The organism is Propioniciclava tarda, from assembly GCF_900182665.1.
Classification (GTDB): Bacteria; Actinomycetota; Actinomycetes; order Propionibacteriales; family Propionibacteriaceae; genus Propioniciclava; species Propioniciclava tarda.
On record NZ_FXTL01000015.1, the window covers coordinates 47625 to 61492 of the forward strand.

At 69.1% G+C, this 13868-nt stretch carries 15 protein-coding genes and 1 pseudogene; 5 read left to right on the forward strand and 11 right to left on the reverse strand.

All coding sequences use genetic code 11. The features are described from left to right. The first annotated feature begins 13 nt into the window (after positions 1–13). The 3 genes from FN821_RS11185 to FN821_RS11195 all read left to right on the forward strand — a co-directional run bounded on the left by FN821_RS11185 (position 14) and on the right by FN821_RS11195 (position 4008). Positions 14–1501: an aminopeptidase P family protein gene (locus FN821_RS11185; RefSeq protein ID WP_131172687.1), complete on the forward strand. Its 1488-nt coding sequence runs from the start codon at positions 14–16 to the stop codon at positions 1499–1501. 4 nt (positions 1502–1505) lie between these two features. Beyond that, positions 1506–2606 carry a magnesium and cobalt transport protein CorA gene (locus FN821_RS11190; protein ID WP_131172688.1) on the forward strand — a complete coding sequence of 367 codons (1101 nt, stop codon included), beginning with the start codon at positions 1506–1508 and terminating at the stop codon, positions 2604–2606. An 88-nt stretch (positions 2607–2694) separates the two neighbouring features. Continuing rightward, complete coding sequence (locus tag FN821_RS11195) at positions 2695–4008, forward strand: TrpB-like pyridoxal phosphate-dependent enzyme (RefSeq protein ID WP_131172689.1); 1314 nt, start codon at positions 2695–2697, stop codon at positions 4006–4008. A 120-nt stretch (positions 4009–4128) separates the two neighbouring features. On the opposite strand, the gene FN821_RS14915 is transcribed toward FN821_RS11195, so the two are convergent. Further along, complete coding sequence (locus FN821_RS14915; RefSeq protein ID WP_131172690.1) at positions 4129–4620, reverse strand: DUF2752 domain-containing protein; 492 nt, start codon at positions 4618–4620, stop codon at positions 4129–4131. Here FN821_RS14915 and FN821_RS11205 point away from each other — a divergent pair. After that, positions 4619–5329, forward strand: a complete 711-nt coding sequence (locus FN821_RS11205) for an RDD family protein (RefSeq protein WP_131172691.1) — start codon at positions 4619–4621, stop codon at positions 5327–5329. The two genes, FN821_RS14915 and FN821_RS11205, sit on opposite strands and share 2 nt — an antisense overlap. 555 nt (positions 5330–5884) lie before the next feature. Here FN821_RS11205 and FN821_RS11210 read toward each other — a convergent pair. From FN821_RS11210 to FN821_RS11255, 10 genes and pseudogenes are all read right to left on the reverse strand, one after another. Further along, positions 5885–6400 (reverse strand): annotated as a pseudogene (locus tag FN821_RS11210) (YflT domain-containing protein); the annotation flags it as partial. Beyond that, positions 6397–7353: an HpcH/HpaI aldolase/citrate lyase family protein gene (locus tag FN821_RS11215; RefSeq protein ID WP_131172692.1), complete on the reverse strand. Its 957-nt coding sequence runs from the start codon at positions 7351–7353 to the stop codon at positions 6397–6399. The gene FN821_RS11215 and the pseudogene FN821_RS11210, both read right to left, overlap by 4 nt. A 149-nt stretch (positions 7354–7502) precedes the next feature. Beyond that, positions 7503–8060: a GNAT family N-acetyltransferase gene (locus FN821_RS11220; protein WP_131172693.1), complete on the reverse strand. Its 558-nt coding sequence runs from the start codon at positions 8058–8060 to the stop codon at positions 7503–7505. Next, positions 8057–9211 (reverse strand): Mrp/NBP35 family ATP-binding protein, encoded by a 1155-nt coding sequence (locus FN821_RS11225; RefSeq protein ID WP_131172694.1) that lies wholly within the window; start codon positions 9209–9211, stop codon positions 8057–8059. The genes FN821_RS11220 and FN821_RS11225 overlap by 4 nt, the downstream gene beginning before the upstream one ends. Positions 9212–9221: 10 nt before the next feature. Continuing rightward, a complete protein-coding gene (locus FN821_RS11230) occupies positions 9222–9755 on the reverse strand; it encodes an STM3941 family protein (protein WP_131172695.1) in 534 nt (177 codons plus the stop codon). Beyond that, on the reverse strand, positions 9752–10267 hold the full coding sequence (locus FN821_RS11235; protein WP_131172696.1) for a DUF1003 domain-containing protein: 516 nt from the start codon (positions 10265–10267) through the stop codon (positions 9752–9754). Before FN821_RS11235 ends, FN821_RS11230 begins: the two co-directional genes overlap by 4 nt. Beyond that, entirely contained in the window at positions 10254–11528 is a 1275-nt protein-coding gene (locus tag FN821_RS11240) for a magnesium transporter MgtE N-terminal domain-containing protein (RefSeq protein ID WP_131172697.1), read from the reverse strand. Before FN821_RS11240 ends, FN821_RS11235 begins: the two co-directional genes overlap by 14 nt. 44 nt (positions 11529–11572) lie before the next feature. Beyond that, positions 11573–11977, reverse strand: a complete 405-nt coding sequence (locus FN821_RS11245) for a sec-independent translocase (RefSeq protein ID WP_131172698.1) — start codon at positions 11975–11977, stop codon at positions 11573–11575. A gap of 19 nt (positions 11978–11996) precedes the next feature. After that, positions 11997–12878: a 4-hydroxy-tetrahydrodipicolinate synthase gene (gene dapA / locus FN821_RS11250; protein ID WP_131172699.1), complete on the reverse strand. Its 882-nt coding sequence runs from the start codon at positions 12876–12878 to the stop codon at positions 11997–11999. 32 nt (positions 12879–12910) lie between these two features. Continuing rightward, positions 12911–13126 (reverse strand): biotin/lipoyl-binding carrier protein, encoded by a 216-nt coding sequence (locus FN821_RS11255; RefSeq protein ID WP_131172700.1) that lies wholly within the window; start codon positions 13124–13126, stop codon positions 12911–12913. Between the two features lie 50 nt (positions 13127–13176). Between FN821_RS11255 and FN821_RS11260 the strand changes: the two genes are divergently transcribed. Then, a complete protein-coding gene (locus FN821_RS11260) occupies positions 13177–13836 on the forward strand; it encodes an O-methyltransferase (RefSeq protein WP_131172701.1) in 660 nt (219 codons plus the stop codon). The last annotated feature ends 32 nt before the right edge of the window (positions 13837–13868 follow it).

Consider the following 13868-nt stretch of genomic DNA (forward strand, 5'->3'; position numbering starts at 1 on the left):
GGAAGGACGAACCATGACCGAGAAGAACACTGAGCAGGCGCCAGACAGCACGCCGCCCAAGCCGTTCAGCGACGCGTTCGTGGCCTTCATCCCGCAGGGCTGGGCTCCCTACCCGGCCGAACTCCCCGGCCGCCTCCCGGCCGCCGAGCACACGGCCCCTCGCCGGGACGCCGTCGCCGCGGCCTTCCCGGGCGAGCGCCTGGTCATCCCCGCCGGCGGGCTGCGGACCCGCTCCAACGACACCGACTACGGCTTCCGTCCGCACAGCGCCTTCGCGCACCTCACCGGCCTCGGCGCCGACCGCGAGCCGGACGCCGTGCTCGTCATTGAGCCAACGCCCGACGGCCACGTCGACACCCTGTACTTCCGTCCGCGTGCGCCGCGCACCGACCCCGAGTTCTACGCCGACCACCGCTACGGCGAGATGTGGGTGGGTCAGCGCGAGTCGCTGGACGAGATGTCAGCCCTCACCGGACTCACCTGCGCGCCGGCGTCCGAGCTGGTCTCGGCCGTCACGGCAGACGCCGCCGTCGTCCGGATCGTCCGCGGCGTGGACGAACGGCTCCAGACCCTGGTGGACGCCGCACGCGCGGCCCGCGGCGTCCACAAGATCGAAGAACTGGACGCCGAACTGGAGCGCTGCCTGTCCGAGCTACGCCTGGTGAAGGACGCCTTCGAGATCGAGGAACTGCAGCGCGCCTGCGACGACACGGCCGTCGCGTTCGAGGCGGTCGTCCGCGATCTGCCCCACGCCGTGGACGCCGGACGCGGCGAGCGCTGGGTCGAGGGCGTCTTCGGCCTGCACGCGCGGCACCGCGGCAACGCCGTCGGCTACGACACCATCGCGGCCTCCGGCGACCACGCGTGCACCCTGCACTGGATCCGCAACGACGGCGACCTGAGCCCCGACGACCTCATCCTGCTCGACGCCGGCATCGAACGCGACAGCCTCTACACCGCGGACGTCACCCGGACGCTTCCGATCTCCGGACGCTTCACCCCGGCGCAGCGCAAGGTCTACGAGGCCGTCCTGGACGCCCAGGCCGCCGGCTTCGCGGCTGCCAAGCCGGGCGCGACCTTCATCGACGTCCACAACGCGGCGGTGCGGGTCATCGCCGAGCGGCTGCACGAGTGGGGCCTGCTTCCGGTGCCGGTCGAGGAGTCGCTCGACCCCCACCGCGGCGGGCAGCACCGGCGCTGGATGGTCCACGGGACGTCGCATCATCTCGGCCTCGACGTGCACGACTGCGCCCAGGCCCGCAACGAGTACTACCGGCAGGGCACCATCAAGCCGGGCATGGTGTTCACGGTTGAGCCGGGCCTGTACTTCAAGGCCACGGACGAACTGGTGCCCGCCGACCTGCGCGGCATCGGCGTCCGGATCGAGGACGACATCGTCATCACCGACGACGGTTACCGGATCCTGTCCGACAAGCTGCCGCGAACCGTCGACGACATCGAGTCGTGGATGGCGTCCCTGCTCGACGGTGGCCGAGACTGACCCCATGGGCGACTGGATCACCTCGTACCCGATCGACCCGGTGCGCCGCGTGCCGAGCTGGCGCGGCCGCGGTCCGGCGCGACCGCTGCGCACGAGTGTGCCTCGCTCCCCCGGACCAGGGCTGGTCTGGCGCTGGTACGTCGACGGACGCCCGCGCGAGGACGCGTCCTACGACGAGGCGATCGAGCAGGCGCGCGGCGGAGTGGGCTACCTCTGGGTGGGCCTGCACGATCCGGACGAGGCCACGATGGCCGATCTCACCCGGCGCTTCGACCTGCACGAGCTGGCGACCGAGGACGTCTTGGAGGGCCACCGCCGATCCAAGCTCGAGCAGTTCGACGACGACCTGTTCATGGTGATTTCAACCGTTGACTACGTCGAACACGACCGGGTCGACGAGTCGAGCGAGATCGTGTCGACGGGCGAGGTCATGGTGTTCATGGGCTCGTGGTACGTGATCACGGCCCGCAAGAAGGGACGTGCCCTCATCAAGTCGCTGCGCGCGTCCTTCGAGAGCGACCCCGAAGAGGTCGCGATGGGCCCCTGGCGGGTGCTCTATCGCGTGCTCGACATCATCATCGACGACTTCAACCAGACGGCTCTGGAGATGGAGAACGACGTCGAGGAGGTCGAGTCCGCCGTCTTCGCCAAGGACGGCCAGCGCGCCGTCCGCCTGCCGTACCAGTTGAAGCGCGAGCTGATCGAGTTCAAGCGGTGCGTCCTGCCGCTGGCGCAGCCGGTCGGCCAGCTGCAGTCGCGGCGCTTCGAGCCGCTCGTGGACGCCGAGGCGCAGAACTACTTCCGCGAACTGGCCGAGCACCTCCAGTCCACGCGCGAGGCCATCGTCAGCATGGACGACATCCTCACGACGATCCTGCAGGCGGCGCTCGCACAGGCGTCCTTCGCCGACAACCAGGACATGCGCAAGATCTCCGCGGCGGTGGCCATCCTGGCCATCCCGACCACGATCGGCGCGGTCTACGGCATGAACTTCGACAACATGCCCGAGTTGCACACCGAGTACGGCTACTTCGTCGTCTTGAGCGTCATGTTGATGGGCATGCTCGTGACCTACCTGCTGTTCCGCCGCTTCCGCTGGATCTGAGAACCCAGCCGGACGCCGACGCGCGAGTCGGCGTCCACTAGGCAACCTGAGTGGGTTCCGAGGCGTGGGTGTCCTAAGGTTCGGTGGCGTGAGCGATCTGAAGACAAAGGTGTTCCTCGACGAGTCCGACATCCCGACGCACTGGTACAACATCGTCGCCGATCTCCCGACTCCCCCCGCCCCGCATCTGCACCCCGGCACCCAGCAGCCGCTGTCGCCGGACGACATGACGGCCCTCTTCCCGATGGGCCTCATCGAGCAGGAGGCGGCGACGGAGCGCTGGATCGAGATCCCGCCGGAAGTCCAGGAGATCTACCGCCTCTGGCGTCCGTCGCCGCTGCACCGCGCCCGCCGGCTGGAGAAGGCGCTCGGCACGACCGCGCGCATCTACTACAAGTACGAGGGCGAGAGCCCGGTCGGCTCGCACAAGACCAACTCGGCCGTGCCGCAGGCCTTCTACAACAAAGTCGCAGGCAAGAAGCGGCTGACGACCGAGACCGGCGCCGGCCAGTGGGGCGCCGCGCTCGCGTTCGCCACCCAGGTGTTCGGCCTCGACTGCGACGTCTTCCAGGTGCGCAACACGTACGAGGGCAAGCCGTACCGTCGCCTGCTGATGCAGGTCTTCGGGGCGTCCGTGACGCCGTCGCCGTCCATGACGACCGCTGCCGGACGCGCCCTCAACGAGCGCTTCCCCGGCACGACGGGCTCGCTGGGCATGGCCATCTCTGAGGCGATCGAGCTGGCCGTCCAGGACCCGGACGCCTCGTACGCCCTCGGCTCCGTGTTGAACCACGTGTGCCTGCACCAGACGATCATCGGCCAGGAGGCGCTCAAGCAGCTCGCGGTCTTCGGCGAGGACGTGCCCGACTACCTGTTCGCGTGCGCCGGCGGCGGCTCGAACCTGGCCGGCATCTCGTTCCCGTTCGTCCGGCAGAACCTGCTGGGCCACGCGAACGTGAAGATCGTGGCCTGCGAGCCCGCGGCCGCGCCGTCGCTGACCCAGGGCGAGTTCCGCTATGACTTCGGCGACAGCTCGAACATGACGCCGCTGCTGAAGATGTACACGCTCGGCAACGCGTTCGTTCCGGATCCGGTGCACGCGGGCGGCCTGCGCTACCACGGCATGGCGCCGCTGGTCTCGCACTGCTACCACGAGGGGCTGATCGGCGCGATCGCCGTCAAGCAGCGCGAGGCGTTCGAGGCGGGCACGCTGTTCGCGCGAGCCGAGGGTATCGTCCCGGCGTCCGAGTCGTCGCACGCGATCGCTGGAGCGGTCCGGCAGGCGAAGCAGGCGGCCGAGGACGGCACGTCCCCGGTCATCCTGATCGGCGTCTCCGGGTCGGGCCAGCTGGATCTGCCCGCCTTCGCCGAGTACGCCGCCGGCGACATGCTGGACGCCTAGGGCGAGGTGACCGGGGCCCATTCGGTTGGACGCTCGCGGCCAGCGTCGTCGTGCGTTGGCTGAGCTTGTCGAAGCCCCTGCTTGCGGCTCCGACAAGCTCGGTCAGCGTTTGCGCGGCGCCTAGAGCGGCGTCCCCGGCAGGTTGCGGGCGACGGCGAACAGCAGGCCGAGGATGCCCAGAACGGCCCAGAGGCGGTCGCCGCGCAGGAGTGCTGGAGTGCGAAGAGGCGGCGAGGCGCCAGCAAGTTCGGCGAGCGTCCAGGCGGTCACCGCGGTGACCCCGGCCAGGATCAGAAAGACGAACGGGTTCGCAGCGAACGCGCCGGGGACGTCCGCGGCCAGCAGGCGCATACCGAGGTGCGTCGCGCCGCACAGGGGACAGAGCGTTCCGGTCAGGACGCGCCATGGGCACGGCAAGCCGTAACCCGCCACCCCCGCCGCGGACAGAGCCAGCCCAGCGGCACCGAATGCGGCCAAGCCTCTCAGGCGCTCACGAGCGGCGACGCGAGCCTCCGGCCCGCTCGGGCACGGGGAGGTGACCCCCTCGCCAGGGCCGACCGACTTCAATACGATCGACCTTGCCCTAGTTCCACCATCCGAGGACGCATTCATGTCTACCAACCCGTTCGACCCGAACAACCCCAACGCGGCCCAGCCGGCACAGCCCGGGTATACCCCGCCGCCGGCCTCAAACCAGCCTCCGCCCTACAACACGCCCCAGTATCGGGCCCCTGAGCCCGGATCGCCCAGCGCTGGGCAGCCGGAATACGGCGCTCCGGGCTCGGCGTCCTACTCGCAGCCCAACTACGCCCAGGCCAACTACGGTCAGCCCGGCATGCCCCCGGCGGGCTACCCCGTTCCCGGCCAGGCCCCCTATCCCGTCGGCCCGCAGACCGGCTCTGGCAGCCTCGCCCAGTGGCCGACCAGGGCCTACGGCGCGTTGTTCGACTTCATCATTCCTATGGTGGTGGTCAGTATCATCGGCTCGCCCTTCGCGCCACAGGTCACCTCGTCGGGGCAGGTCGTGGGCGGCGGCTTGATGTACAACCTGGTCAGCCTGCTCGGAATCGCCTTCTGGGTCTACAACTCCGGCTACCTGCAGGGCACGACCGGAAAGAGCATCGGGAAGCGGATGGCCAAGACGCACTTGATCAGCGAAGAGACGGGACGTCCGATCGGCTTCGGTATGGCGGTCCTGCGCCATATCTGCCACGCCATTGACAGCCTGATCTGTTTCGTGGGCTGGCTCTTCCCCCTCTGGGATCCGAAGCGCCAGACCATCGCCGACAAGATCATGAAGACCGTCGTGGTCAACGACTGACACCCAGCGACGATGAAGGGCACGACCGACCGGTCGTGCCCTTCATGCGTTCACGGGGGGTGATCGCCACGGGCGGCACCCTTGGATGGCTGGTGAGCTTGGCTGGACACCTCCGCAGGGGCTTCGACCAGCTCAGCCCACGGCAAGCTCAGCCCACCGCAAGCTCAGCCAACGGGGCTGCCACCAACGGCCCCATGATCAGCACTCTCCCTAGTGCTGCGGGCCCTGGGGCGGAGCATCGAAGTTAGGTCCGGCCGTCGGCGCTGCCGAGGTCGGAGCGTCGGCGACCGGCTGCCGCGGCGACTGGGGCTGCGGCGCCTGCTGAGGCGGGTACGCGTACGGCGACTGACCCTGTGCGGGCGGCGGCACCACCGGTGCGCCCGCGGGCTGGGCCGGCGCCTGCGGCGTCCCGTAGCCGGGAACCTGCGGCTGGCCATAGGGGCTGCCGCCGTAGGGCTGGCCGGCGTAGGGTCCGGCCGGGTACTGCGGCTGCTGGCCAGGCGCGCCGTAGGGGGCGCCATACGGCTGAGCCGGCTGCGCCGGGAAGCGGCTGGGATCGAAGGCCGCGGCGCGGGCGTCCGGGCCCTTCGACAGCAGGGCGCGGGCGTCCGCGGCGACCTTGTGCTCGCACAGGATCTCGAACTTGGACGGGATCGTCTGGCTCACCGAGGTGAAGTCGCGCTGGCCCTTGCTCGCCAGGTGGCCGATCGCGGCGAAGGCCACACCGATGCCGATGCCGACCAGAAGGGCCGTCGCGAAGATCGACACAACGGAGCGCTCCGGGTTGATGAACCACATGATCAGCGCCACCATCAGCGCGGTCGACAGGCCGCTGGAGACGCCCTGGGTCAGGACGGTTCCCCACGTCTTCCGTCCGGTCACGCGCTCGATGAGCTTGAGGTCGGTGCCGACGATGGCGAGGTTGCCGACCGGAAAGTTCTGATCAGCCAGCGAATCGACCGCCTTCTGGGCGTCGCCGTAGCTGGTGTACACGCCGATCGACTGCGGGTACTCCAGCTTGAACAAGGGGTTGGCCAGGCCGAGCGGGTTGCTGGCGAGTGGGCTGGTCATCGGGGCTTCCTCGACATGTTGGTGGGTCCTTCCATTCCGGCTGCCCGTCCGCGCGCCAGGATGGCGGCGGCGAGTTTCACGCCGGCTTCGTCGACCATCTCGTCGTCGACGACGATGGCTCCGACCGCTCCCCCGGCCTCGGCGGTGGCCTTGGCGTAGGCCAACTCGATGCGGAGGGCGCGTTCGACGTCCTCAACGCGAGGGCTGTAGATCTCATTCCCCGCGGCAACCTGGTCGGGATGCAGCACCCACTTGCCGTCGTAGCCCAGCGCGGCCGAACTGGACGCCGACCTCCGGAAGCCGTCGGCGTCGCGGATCGCCACGAAGGGGCCGTCGATGGCCTGGAGGCCGTGAGCGCGCGCCGCGACCAGGATGCTCATCAGGACGTGGTGGAAGTGGTCGCCCGGGTAGGCGTCCAGGGACTCGCCGACACTGAGCCCCTTCATGCCGAGGGACGCCATGAAGTCGCCGGGTCCGAAGACGAGGGATTCCAGGCGAGGGGACGCCGCGGCGATCTCGTTGACGTGGAGCAGCCCGACGGCGTCCTCGATCTGGACTTCGAGGCCGATGCGTCCGATCGGCAGTCCGGCGGTGTGCTCAACCTGGGTGAGCAGCAGGTCGAGTGCCTGAACGTGGGACGCCGACGCGCACTTCGGCAGGACGAGGGCGTCGAGGTGACGTCCGGCGCCGGTGACGACCTCGATGACGTCGGCGTAGGTCCAGGGGGTCGTCCAGTCATTGACTCGGACGGTGATCGTAGGAGCGGAGAAGCCGGCCGGGTCGTTGAGGGCGGCCACGATCCGGGCGCGGGACTCGGCCTTGACTGCCGGCGCGACGGCGTCCTCGAGGTCGAGGAAGATCGCGTCGACGGCCAGGCCGCGGGCCTTGGCGATGAAGCGGTCGGACGATCCCGGCACGGCCAACACCGTGCGGCGGACGGCTGTTCTGCTCATGCGTCCACCCTAGCGAGCGGGCGGCATCCGGTGTCTGTCGGTGCCTCGTGCGGGTCGGACGACGGCTGCGCGGTCACGGAGCCGAAGTTCGCCCAGTTTTCCTACGTTCGGACGTCGGCCAAGCGGACCAAGGTCGGCTCCGTCCATGGTCACAGCGTTGGACGCCGCAGCTTCAGGCGATCCCCACCACGCTCGAAGCCCAGCCGGGCATGAACACGGTCAGCGTCGACCCGCGTGGCCGGAAACTCATTGACGATCTCGCGCACGTCGGTGTTTGACCAGATCAAGTCAACCAGCGCGGCCAGGGCGGAGGTTCCGTAGCCGCGACCACGCAGGCGTCCGAGGATGTTGACTCCGATGTGCGCCGCGCCCTCGACAACGGAGTAGTGCGCGTGCCCCACGGGATGATCGTCAGCGAAGACGAGGAAGTACTCGCGGCGTCCTGTCTTCGACCAGGCGAACAGGAAGTTGGGCCAGGCGTCCTCGGGGAACGGGAGGCAGCCGGTGTCGTTGTCGTAGCCGGCGTGATCCAGATTCCACCCGGCGTTGTACGACATAGACGCCGGGTCGGCCAGCAGTTCGCGCCGAAAGGCCAACTCGGCGACGGATGGCCACCGGAGTTCCACCACCCCGGTGATCACCGTCGAGTTTGCGCCCAAGGAGGGACCCAGACCCGGCAGTGATCCCGCGGCGTCCGAAGAAGTCACCGCACGTTGAGGTTCAGCTTCTTCCCGGCCAGGCCACGCTTCCGGGACGCCAACCGCGCAGCCAGGTCGTTGAAGACCTTCGTCGCGGGCGTGTCCTCGCCCAGGGCCACCAGCGGGACGCCGTCGTCGCTGGCCGCCCGGACGGCCGGCTCCAACGGGATCTCCGCCAGCAGCGGGACCTCATAGCCGAGCCGCGTGGTCAGCGCGTCCGAGACGTTTCGACCGCCGCCGGTCCCGAACACGTCGACCCGGTGCGGCTGATCGCAGTGCGGGCAGACGGTGTCCAGGTAGGCCATGTTCTCGATGACGCCGAGCACCTTCTGCTCCATCATCGAGGCCATCGTCCCGGCGCGCTCGGCAACCTCCGCGGACGCCTGCTGCGGCGTCGTCACGACGATCACCTCGGCGTTCGGCAGCTTCGTGCCGAGCGACATCGCCACGTCGCCGGTGCCGGGCGGCAGGTCCAGCAGCAGGAAGTCGAGGTCGCCCCAGTAGACGTCCGAGAGCAACTGGTGCAGCGCCTTGTCGAGGATCGGCCCGCGCCAGGCGATCACCTGATCGCGTGACGACTTGAGCATGCCCATCGAAATCACCTTCAGGCCCATCGCGGGCACCGGCATGATCATGTCGGCGACGCCGGTGGGCGACGCGTCCGCGAGGCCCAACATCGCCGGAATCGAGTGGCCGTAGATGTCGGCGTCCAGGATGCCGACGGAGCGTCCCTGCGCGGCCAGCGCCGTCGCCAGGTTGACGGTCACGGACGACTTGCCGACACCACCCTTGCCGGACGAGATCAGCAGCACCTGCGTCAGGTTGTCCTCGCGCGCGAAGGGGATCTCCCGCTGCGCGATGCCGCCCCGCAGCTTGGTCTTCAGCTCGGTCCGCTGCTCGTCGCTCATGACGCCCAGCTCGACCTCGGCCCCCGCCAGCCCGTCGACGGACGCCAGGGCCTTGCGCACGTCCGCGTCGATCGTCCCCGACAAGGGGCAGCCCGCGATGGTCAGCAGGACGCGGACGTGCGCGACGGCGTCCTCGCTGATCGCGACGGACTCGACCATGCCGAGCTCGGTGATCGGCTTGTGGATCTCGGGATCGTTGACCGTAGCCAGGGCGGCCAGGACGGCGTCGTGCAGCGACTGCGAAGTGGACATGAGCCGGAGTCTAGTGCTCGGTGGCGGACGCCTCCGGCCACGAGTTGCGGCGCTTCCAGTCCGCCCATCCCTGCTCGAGCAGGGCTAGCCCCTCGTCCGGCGAAACCTGCGCCGTGCTCAGTCCGATCGCGATCGGAGTGCCGACCAGCGCCCGGTCCGCCCAGTCGATGGCGCGCTTCCAGGCAGGGCGCCTCGGCAGCTGGTTCTCATCCAGGACGTCGACGCAGATGAACGTCTGGCGCGACACCTTCCACAGCTGGATCCCCGCCACATGGGCCCAGCGCACCCGCCCCACCGAGACCAGCGTCGAGCTGTCGGTGAACCCGTCAGCGTCGATCGTCAGCAGAATCGGACGCCGCACGAGGACCCACACCGCGTACGCGAGCCCGAGTCCGAAGAAGATCACCCCGAACCAACCGACGCCGCGCTCGAGCGCGGCGCGTCCGTTGAGGGCCAGGAACACCATGCCCACCACCAGGATGACGCCCATCACGACCAGCTTCAGGGCGCGCCGAGCGGAGGCCCGGATCACGATCGGCATCATCGATCGCGTCTCCGCTCCCTGGCCTGCTCGGACGCCTCGTCGCGATTCAGGTCGTCAAGTAGATCGCGCAGCTCGCCCCTGATGAAGTCGCGCGTGGGCATGTCGTTGATCCGCATGCGGAGCGACGCGATCTCGCGGGCGAGGAAGTCCATGTCGGCGCGCGACTGGGCGGCGACCTGGCGGTCGGTCTCGAGGCTCACGCGATCGCGCGCTTCCTGGCGATTCTGCGCCAGCAGGATCAGAGGCGCCGCGTAGGACGCCTGCAGCGACAAGAGCAACGTCAAGAAGACGAACGGGAAGCCCTCGGCGCGGATGCCTTCAGGGGCGAACGAGTTCCACAAGAACCAGGCGACGATGAAGATCGTCATCCACATGATGAAGCCTGCGGTGCCCATGAAGCGCGCGAAGGCCTCGGCGAAGTCGCCGAACGTGTCCGCGGACCACTTCGGGCGCGGCAGCCAGCGCCGCTCCCGACCGGGGGTGTTGAGTCGCGGATCCCTAGTCGGTGGCACCGTCCGCCTCCTCTAGCCCGTGCAGCTGAATGTCGCGCCAGTCGCGCGGCAGGATGTGGTCGAGGACGTCGTCCACGGTGACCGCGCCGAGAAGGCGTCCCTGGGCGTCGACCACCGGCGCGCACACCAGGTCGTACGTGGCGAAGTACCGGCTGACCTGGGCGATGTTGTAATCCGAACGCAGGGGCGCGACCGTGTTGTCGACCAGCTGGGACGCCAGCATCGACGGCGGCTCCCGCAGCAGCCGTTGATAGTGGACGCCGCCCAGGAAACGGCCGGTCGGCGTCTCCAGCGGCGCCCGGCAGATATAGGCCATCGCGGCCATCGCCGGAGTGACGTCCTCGTGCCGGATCATCGCGAGCGCATCCGCCACGGTGGCGTCCGTTGCGAGGATGATCGGCTCCGGCGACATCAGGCCACCCGCCGTGGACGCGTCGTAGCTCAGCAGCGTCCGAACGTCCTGGGCCTCCTCGGGCTCCATGCGGCCCAGGATGGTTTCGGCCAACTCCGGCGAGAGCTCGGCGATGAGGTCCGCGGCGTCGTCCGGATCCATCTCCTCCAGCACGTCGGCCGCACGCTCGGTGTCCAGCCGCGAGATCAGCTCGACCTGGTCGGCCTCCGGCAGCTCCTCCAGCGCCTCGGCGAGCGCCTCGTCATCCAGCGCCTCGACGATGGCGTCCCGGCGGTCGGAGGTCATGCCATGCAGCTCCCGCGCGACGTCAGCCGGATTCATGTCGGCGAGCCGGGCCACGATCTGGTCGGTCTCATGCTCGGAGATGCCGAAGAAGTCGGGCACCTCGTCCCAGTCGACGATGGTCACGTGTCCACGCGAGAACGGACGTCGCCCCGTCGCCGCGCGCAGCGCGACCTCGCTGATCGCCCAGTCGCGGCTGCGCTCCTGCTGGATCGCAATGTCGAAGATCGTCTCGGACGCCGCCCCCTGCGCGGCCCGGACGACCCTCTTGTCGAACAGGTCGTCGACCACCAGCCGCTCGTGCTCGCGCCGCTCGAAGCGGCGCGTGTTCACCACGCCGGAGATGATCACCTGCTGAGCGTCGATGCTGTGCACCCGCTCCATCGGCAGGAAGACCCGGCGCCGTGCGAACAGCTCGACGGAGAACCCCTTGACGCGGGGCGGGCGCTGGTTGCTGCGATTCTGCACGACGACGTCGCGCACCTTGCCGATTTGGTCCCCGCCGGCGTCCATGACGGGGAGGTTCAGCAGGCGCGACACGAAGACTGCCGACGACGAACCGCTCACGAGGGTGAGGGTAGCGCCATCGGCCGGCTGCGTCCGCGAGTCCCTTAGGTGGCTTCGGGATCGAAGGGGGGCCGGTACGCCGGAACCGGCACCGCGACCGGCTCGTCGACGGGCTGGCTCTCGATGTTCGTCCGAACGTCGTCCAGTCCCTCGGACGCCATGGTGCCGACGCCCTTCAACTCGTCGCGGATGTCGAGCAGGTTCTGCTGGTCCTCGGCGCTCAGGACGCGGCCGACGAAGTTCTTCGGGTTCAGGTCGGACAGCTTGAGGTCGTCGAACTCCGGACCCAGCTCGGCCCGCAGTTGCCCGCGGGCGTCATTTCCGACCCGACGCAGGTACGCCACCACGCGAGCAGCCTTGCGAGCGAACTCCGGCAGCTTCTCGGGGCCGAACATGATGACGCCGATGATCGCCAGGGCCAGGATCTCGGTCCAGTTGAAGTCGATCATGCGCGCATCCGACAGGCGATCAAAGACCCGCGGCGTCCAACAGGGCGACGAACGTCGCCTGCTGCGCGTCGGTCGCCGACTTGAGCGGACGCCGCAGGCCGCCGGGCGCGAAGCCGCGCGCTGCGAGACCGGCCTTGACGAGCATGCAGCCCTGGGTCGCGAACACGCCGGTGTAGACGTCGAAGAGCTCGCGGTGGATCGCGAGCGCGCCCGCGGCGTCCCCGGCGACGTACGCCTCGATCATCTGCTTGGTGCGGGCACCGGTGAAGTGCGTGGAGGTGCCGACGACTCCGACCCCGCCGACCGACAGCAGCGGCAGCGTCATCGCGTCGTCGCCGGAGTAGTACGCCAGGTCGGTGGCGGCCATAACGCGCGAGGACGACACGATGTCGCCCTTGGCGTCCTTCACGGCGACGATGCGCGGGTGGTCGGCCAGCCTGATGATGACGTCCTCGGGGATCGGGATCGCGGAGCGGCCCGGGATGTCGTAGAGCATGACCGGAAGCTCGGTGGCGTCCGCGACCATCACGAAGTGCTCGTACAGCGCGTCGACCGGCGGCTTGCTGTAGTACGGGGTCACCACGAGGACGCCGTGGCAGCCCGCGCGGACGGCGTCCTTGCAGCGCGAGATCGTGGCCGCGGTTTCGTTGGTGCCGACCCCAGCCAAGACCTGAGCACGGTCACCGACCGTCTCGACGACGGCCTCGAGCAGCGCGAGCTTCTCGGCGTCGTCGGTCGTCGGGGACTCACCAGTGGTGCCGTTGATGACCAGGGCGTCGTTGTGCATCTCGTCGACGAGATAGGACGCCAGCCGCTTCGCCTCGACCAGATCCAGCGAACCGTCGGCGGCGAAGGGGGTGACCATGGCCGTGATCAGGCGGCCGAAAGCTGGTGCTGGCATGGCCTCCAGCATAAGCCCTGCCGAAAGCAGGCTCAGCGCTTGATCACCACCAGCGGGTCGCCGTCACGCACGGTGTCCCCCGCCTTGATCACGACGTCGGTGACCACTCCGGCCACCTCGGCGAGCACCGGAATCTCCATCTTCATGGAGTCGAGGAGCAGCAGCTCATCGCCCACCTCGACCCGCTGGCCGGGCGTCACAGACACGCTCAAAACGCTGGCCACGAGCTCCGCGGTTACCGTACTCATGGCGCCAACTGTAGGGGAACGTTGCGAGTCCTTCGCGCTAGGCTGCGCACGTGAACGCTGCACCCAGATCGACCGCCCGCGCCACCGCTCACCGCGCCGAATACGAGTTCGCCGAGCACTTCGTCACCGTGGACGACCACGGCCACGCGGCCCGCAAGCTGTCGGCCGCGCTCGATGTCGTGGCCCCGTCCCCCGGAGTCGCGTCCCTGCTGACGCTCCTGGCTCGGCTGGTCGGCGCGAAGGCCGCGGTCGAGATCGGCACGGGCGCCGGCGTGTCCGGGCTGGCCATCATCGACGGCCTGACCGCAGACGGCATCCTCACCAGCATCGACTCCGAGCCGGAGCATCAGCAGGCGGCCCGCACCGTCTTCGAGGGCGCCGGCATCCCGCATCGCCGTGCCCGCCTGATCGCCGGTGCGGCCCTCAACGTGCTGCCGAAGCTGAGCGACGGCGCCTATGACCTCGTCTTCGTCGACGGCGACCCGCTGGAGACCGTCGAGTACGTCGCGCAGGCTGCTCGGCTGCTGCGCACGGGCGGCGTCCTGTTCGTGAACCACGCCCTCGCCGACGGCCGCGTCACCGACCCGACCAACGAGGACGACGAGACCGTCATCATGCGCGAGGTCCTGGAGGCCGTCCAGACGATGGACGAGTTCTCCGGCGTCCTGCTGCCCGTCGGCGACGGCGCGCTGGTCGCCTACCGCACCTAACAGCCCGGACGCCTCGGCGTCCCCTGGACACT

Excerpts from the sequence above, each read along its gene's own strand:
- FN821_RS14915 (WP_131172690.1), bottom strand. The coding sequence starts at position 4,620 with ATGAATGCGTCCTCGGATGGTGGAACTAGGGCAAGGTCGATCGTATTG.
- FN821_RS11255 (WP_131172700.1), bottom strand. The coding sequence starts at position 13,126 with ATGAGTACGGTAACCGCGGAGCTCGTGGCCAGCGTTTTGAGCGTGTCT.
- FN821_RS11215 (WP_131172692.1), bottom strand. The coding sequence starts at position 7,353 with ATGAGCAGAACAGCCGTCCGCCGCACGGTGTTGGCCGTGCCGGGATCG.
- dapA (WP_131172699.1), bottom strand. The coding sequence starts at position 12,878 with ATGCCAGCACCAGCTTTCGGCCGCCTGATCACGGCCATGGTCACCCCC.
- FN821_RS11245 (WP_131172698.1), bottom strand. The coding sequence starts at position 11,977 with ATGATCGACTTCAACTGGACCGAGATCCTGGCCCTGGCGATCATCGGC.
- FN821_RS11185 (WP_131172687.1), top strand. The coding sequence starts at position 14 with ATGACCGAGAAGAACACTGAGCAGGCGCCAGACAGCACGCCGCCCAAG.
- FN821_RS11190 (WP_131172688.1), top strand. The coding sequence starts at position 1,506 with ATGGGCGACTGGATCACCTCGTACCCGATCGACCCGGTGCGCCGCGTG.
- FN821_RS11205 (WP_131172691.1), top strand. The coding sequence starts at position 4,619 with ATGTCTACCAACCCGTTCGACCCGAACAACCCCAACGCGGCCCAGCCG.
- FN821_RS11225 (WP_131172694.1), bottom strand. The coding sequence starts at position 9,211 with ATGTCCACTTCGCAGTCGCTGCACGACGCCGTCCTGGCCGCCCTGGCT.
- FN821_RS11230 (WP_131172695.1), bottom strand. The coding sequence starts at position 9,755 with ATGATGCCGATCGTGATCCGGGCCTCCGCTCGGCGCGCCCTGAAGCTG.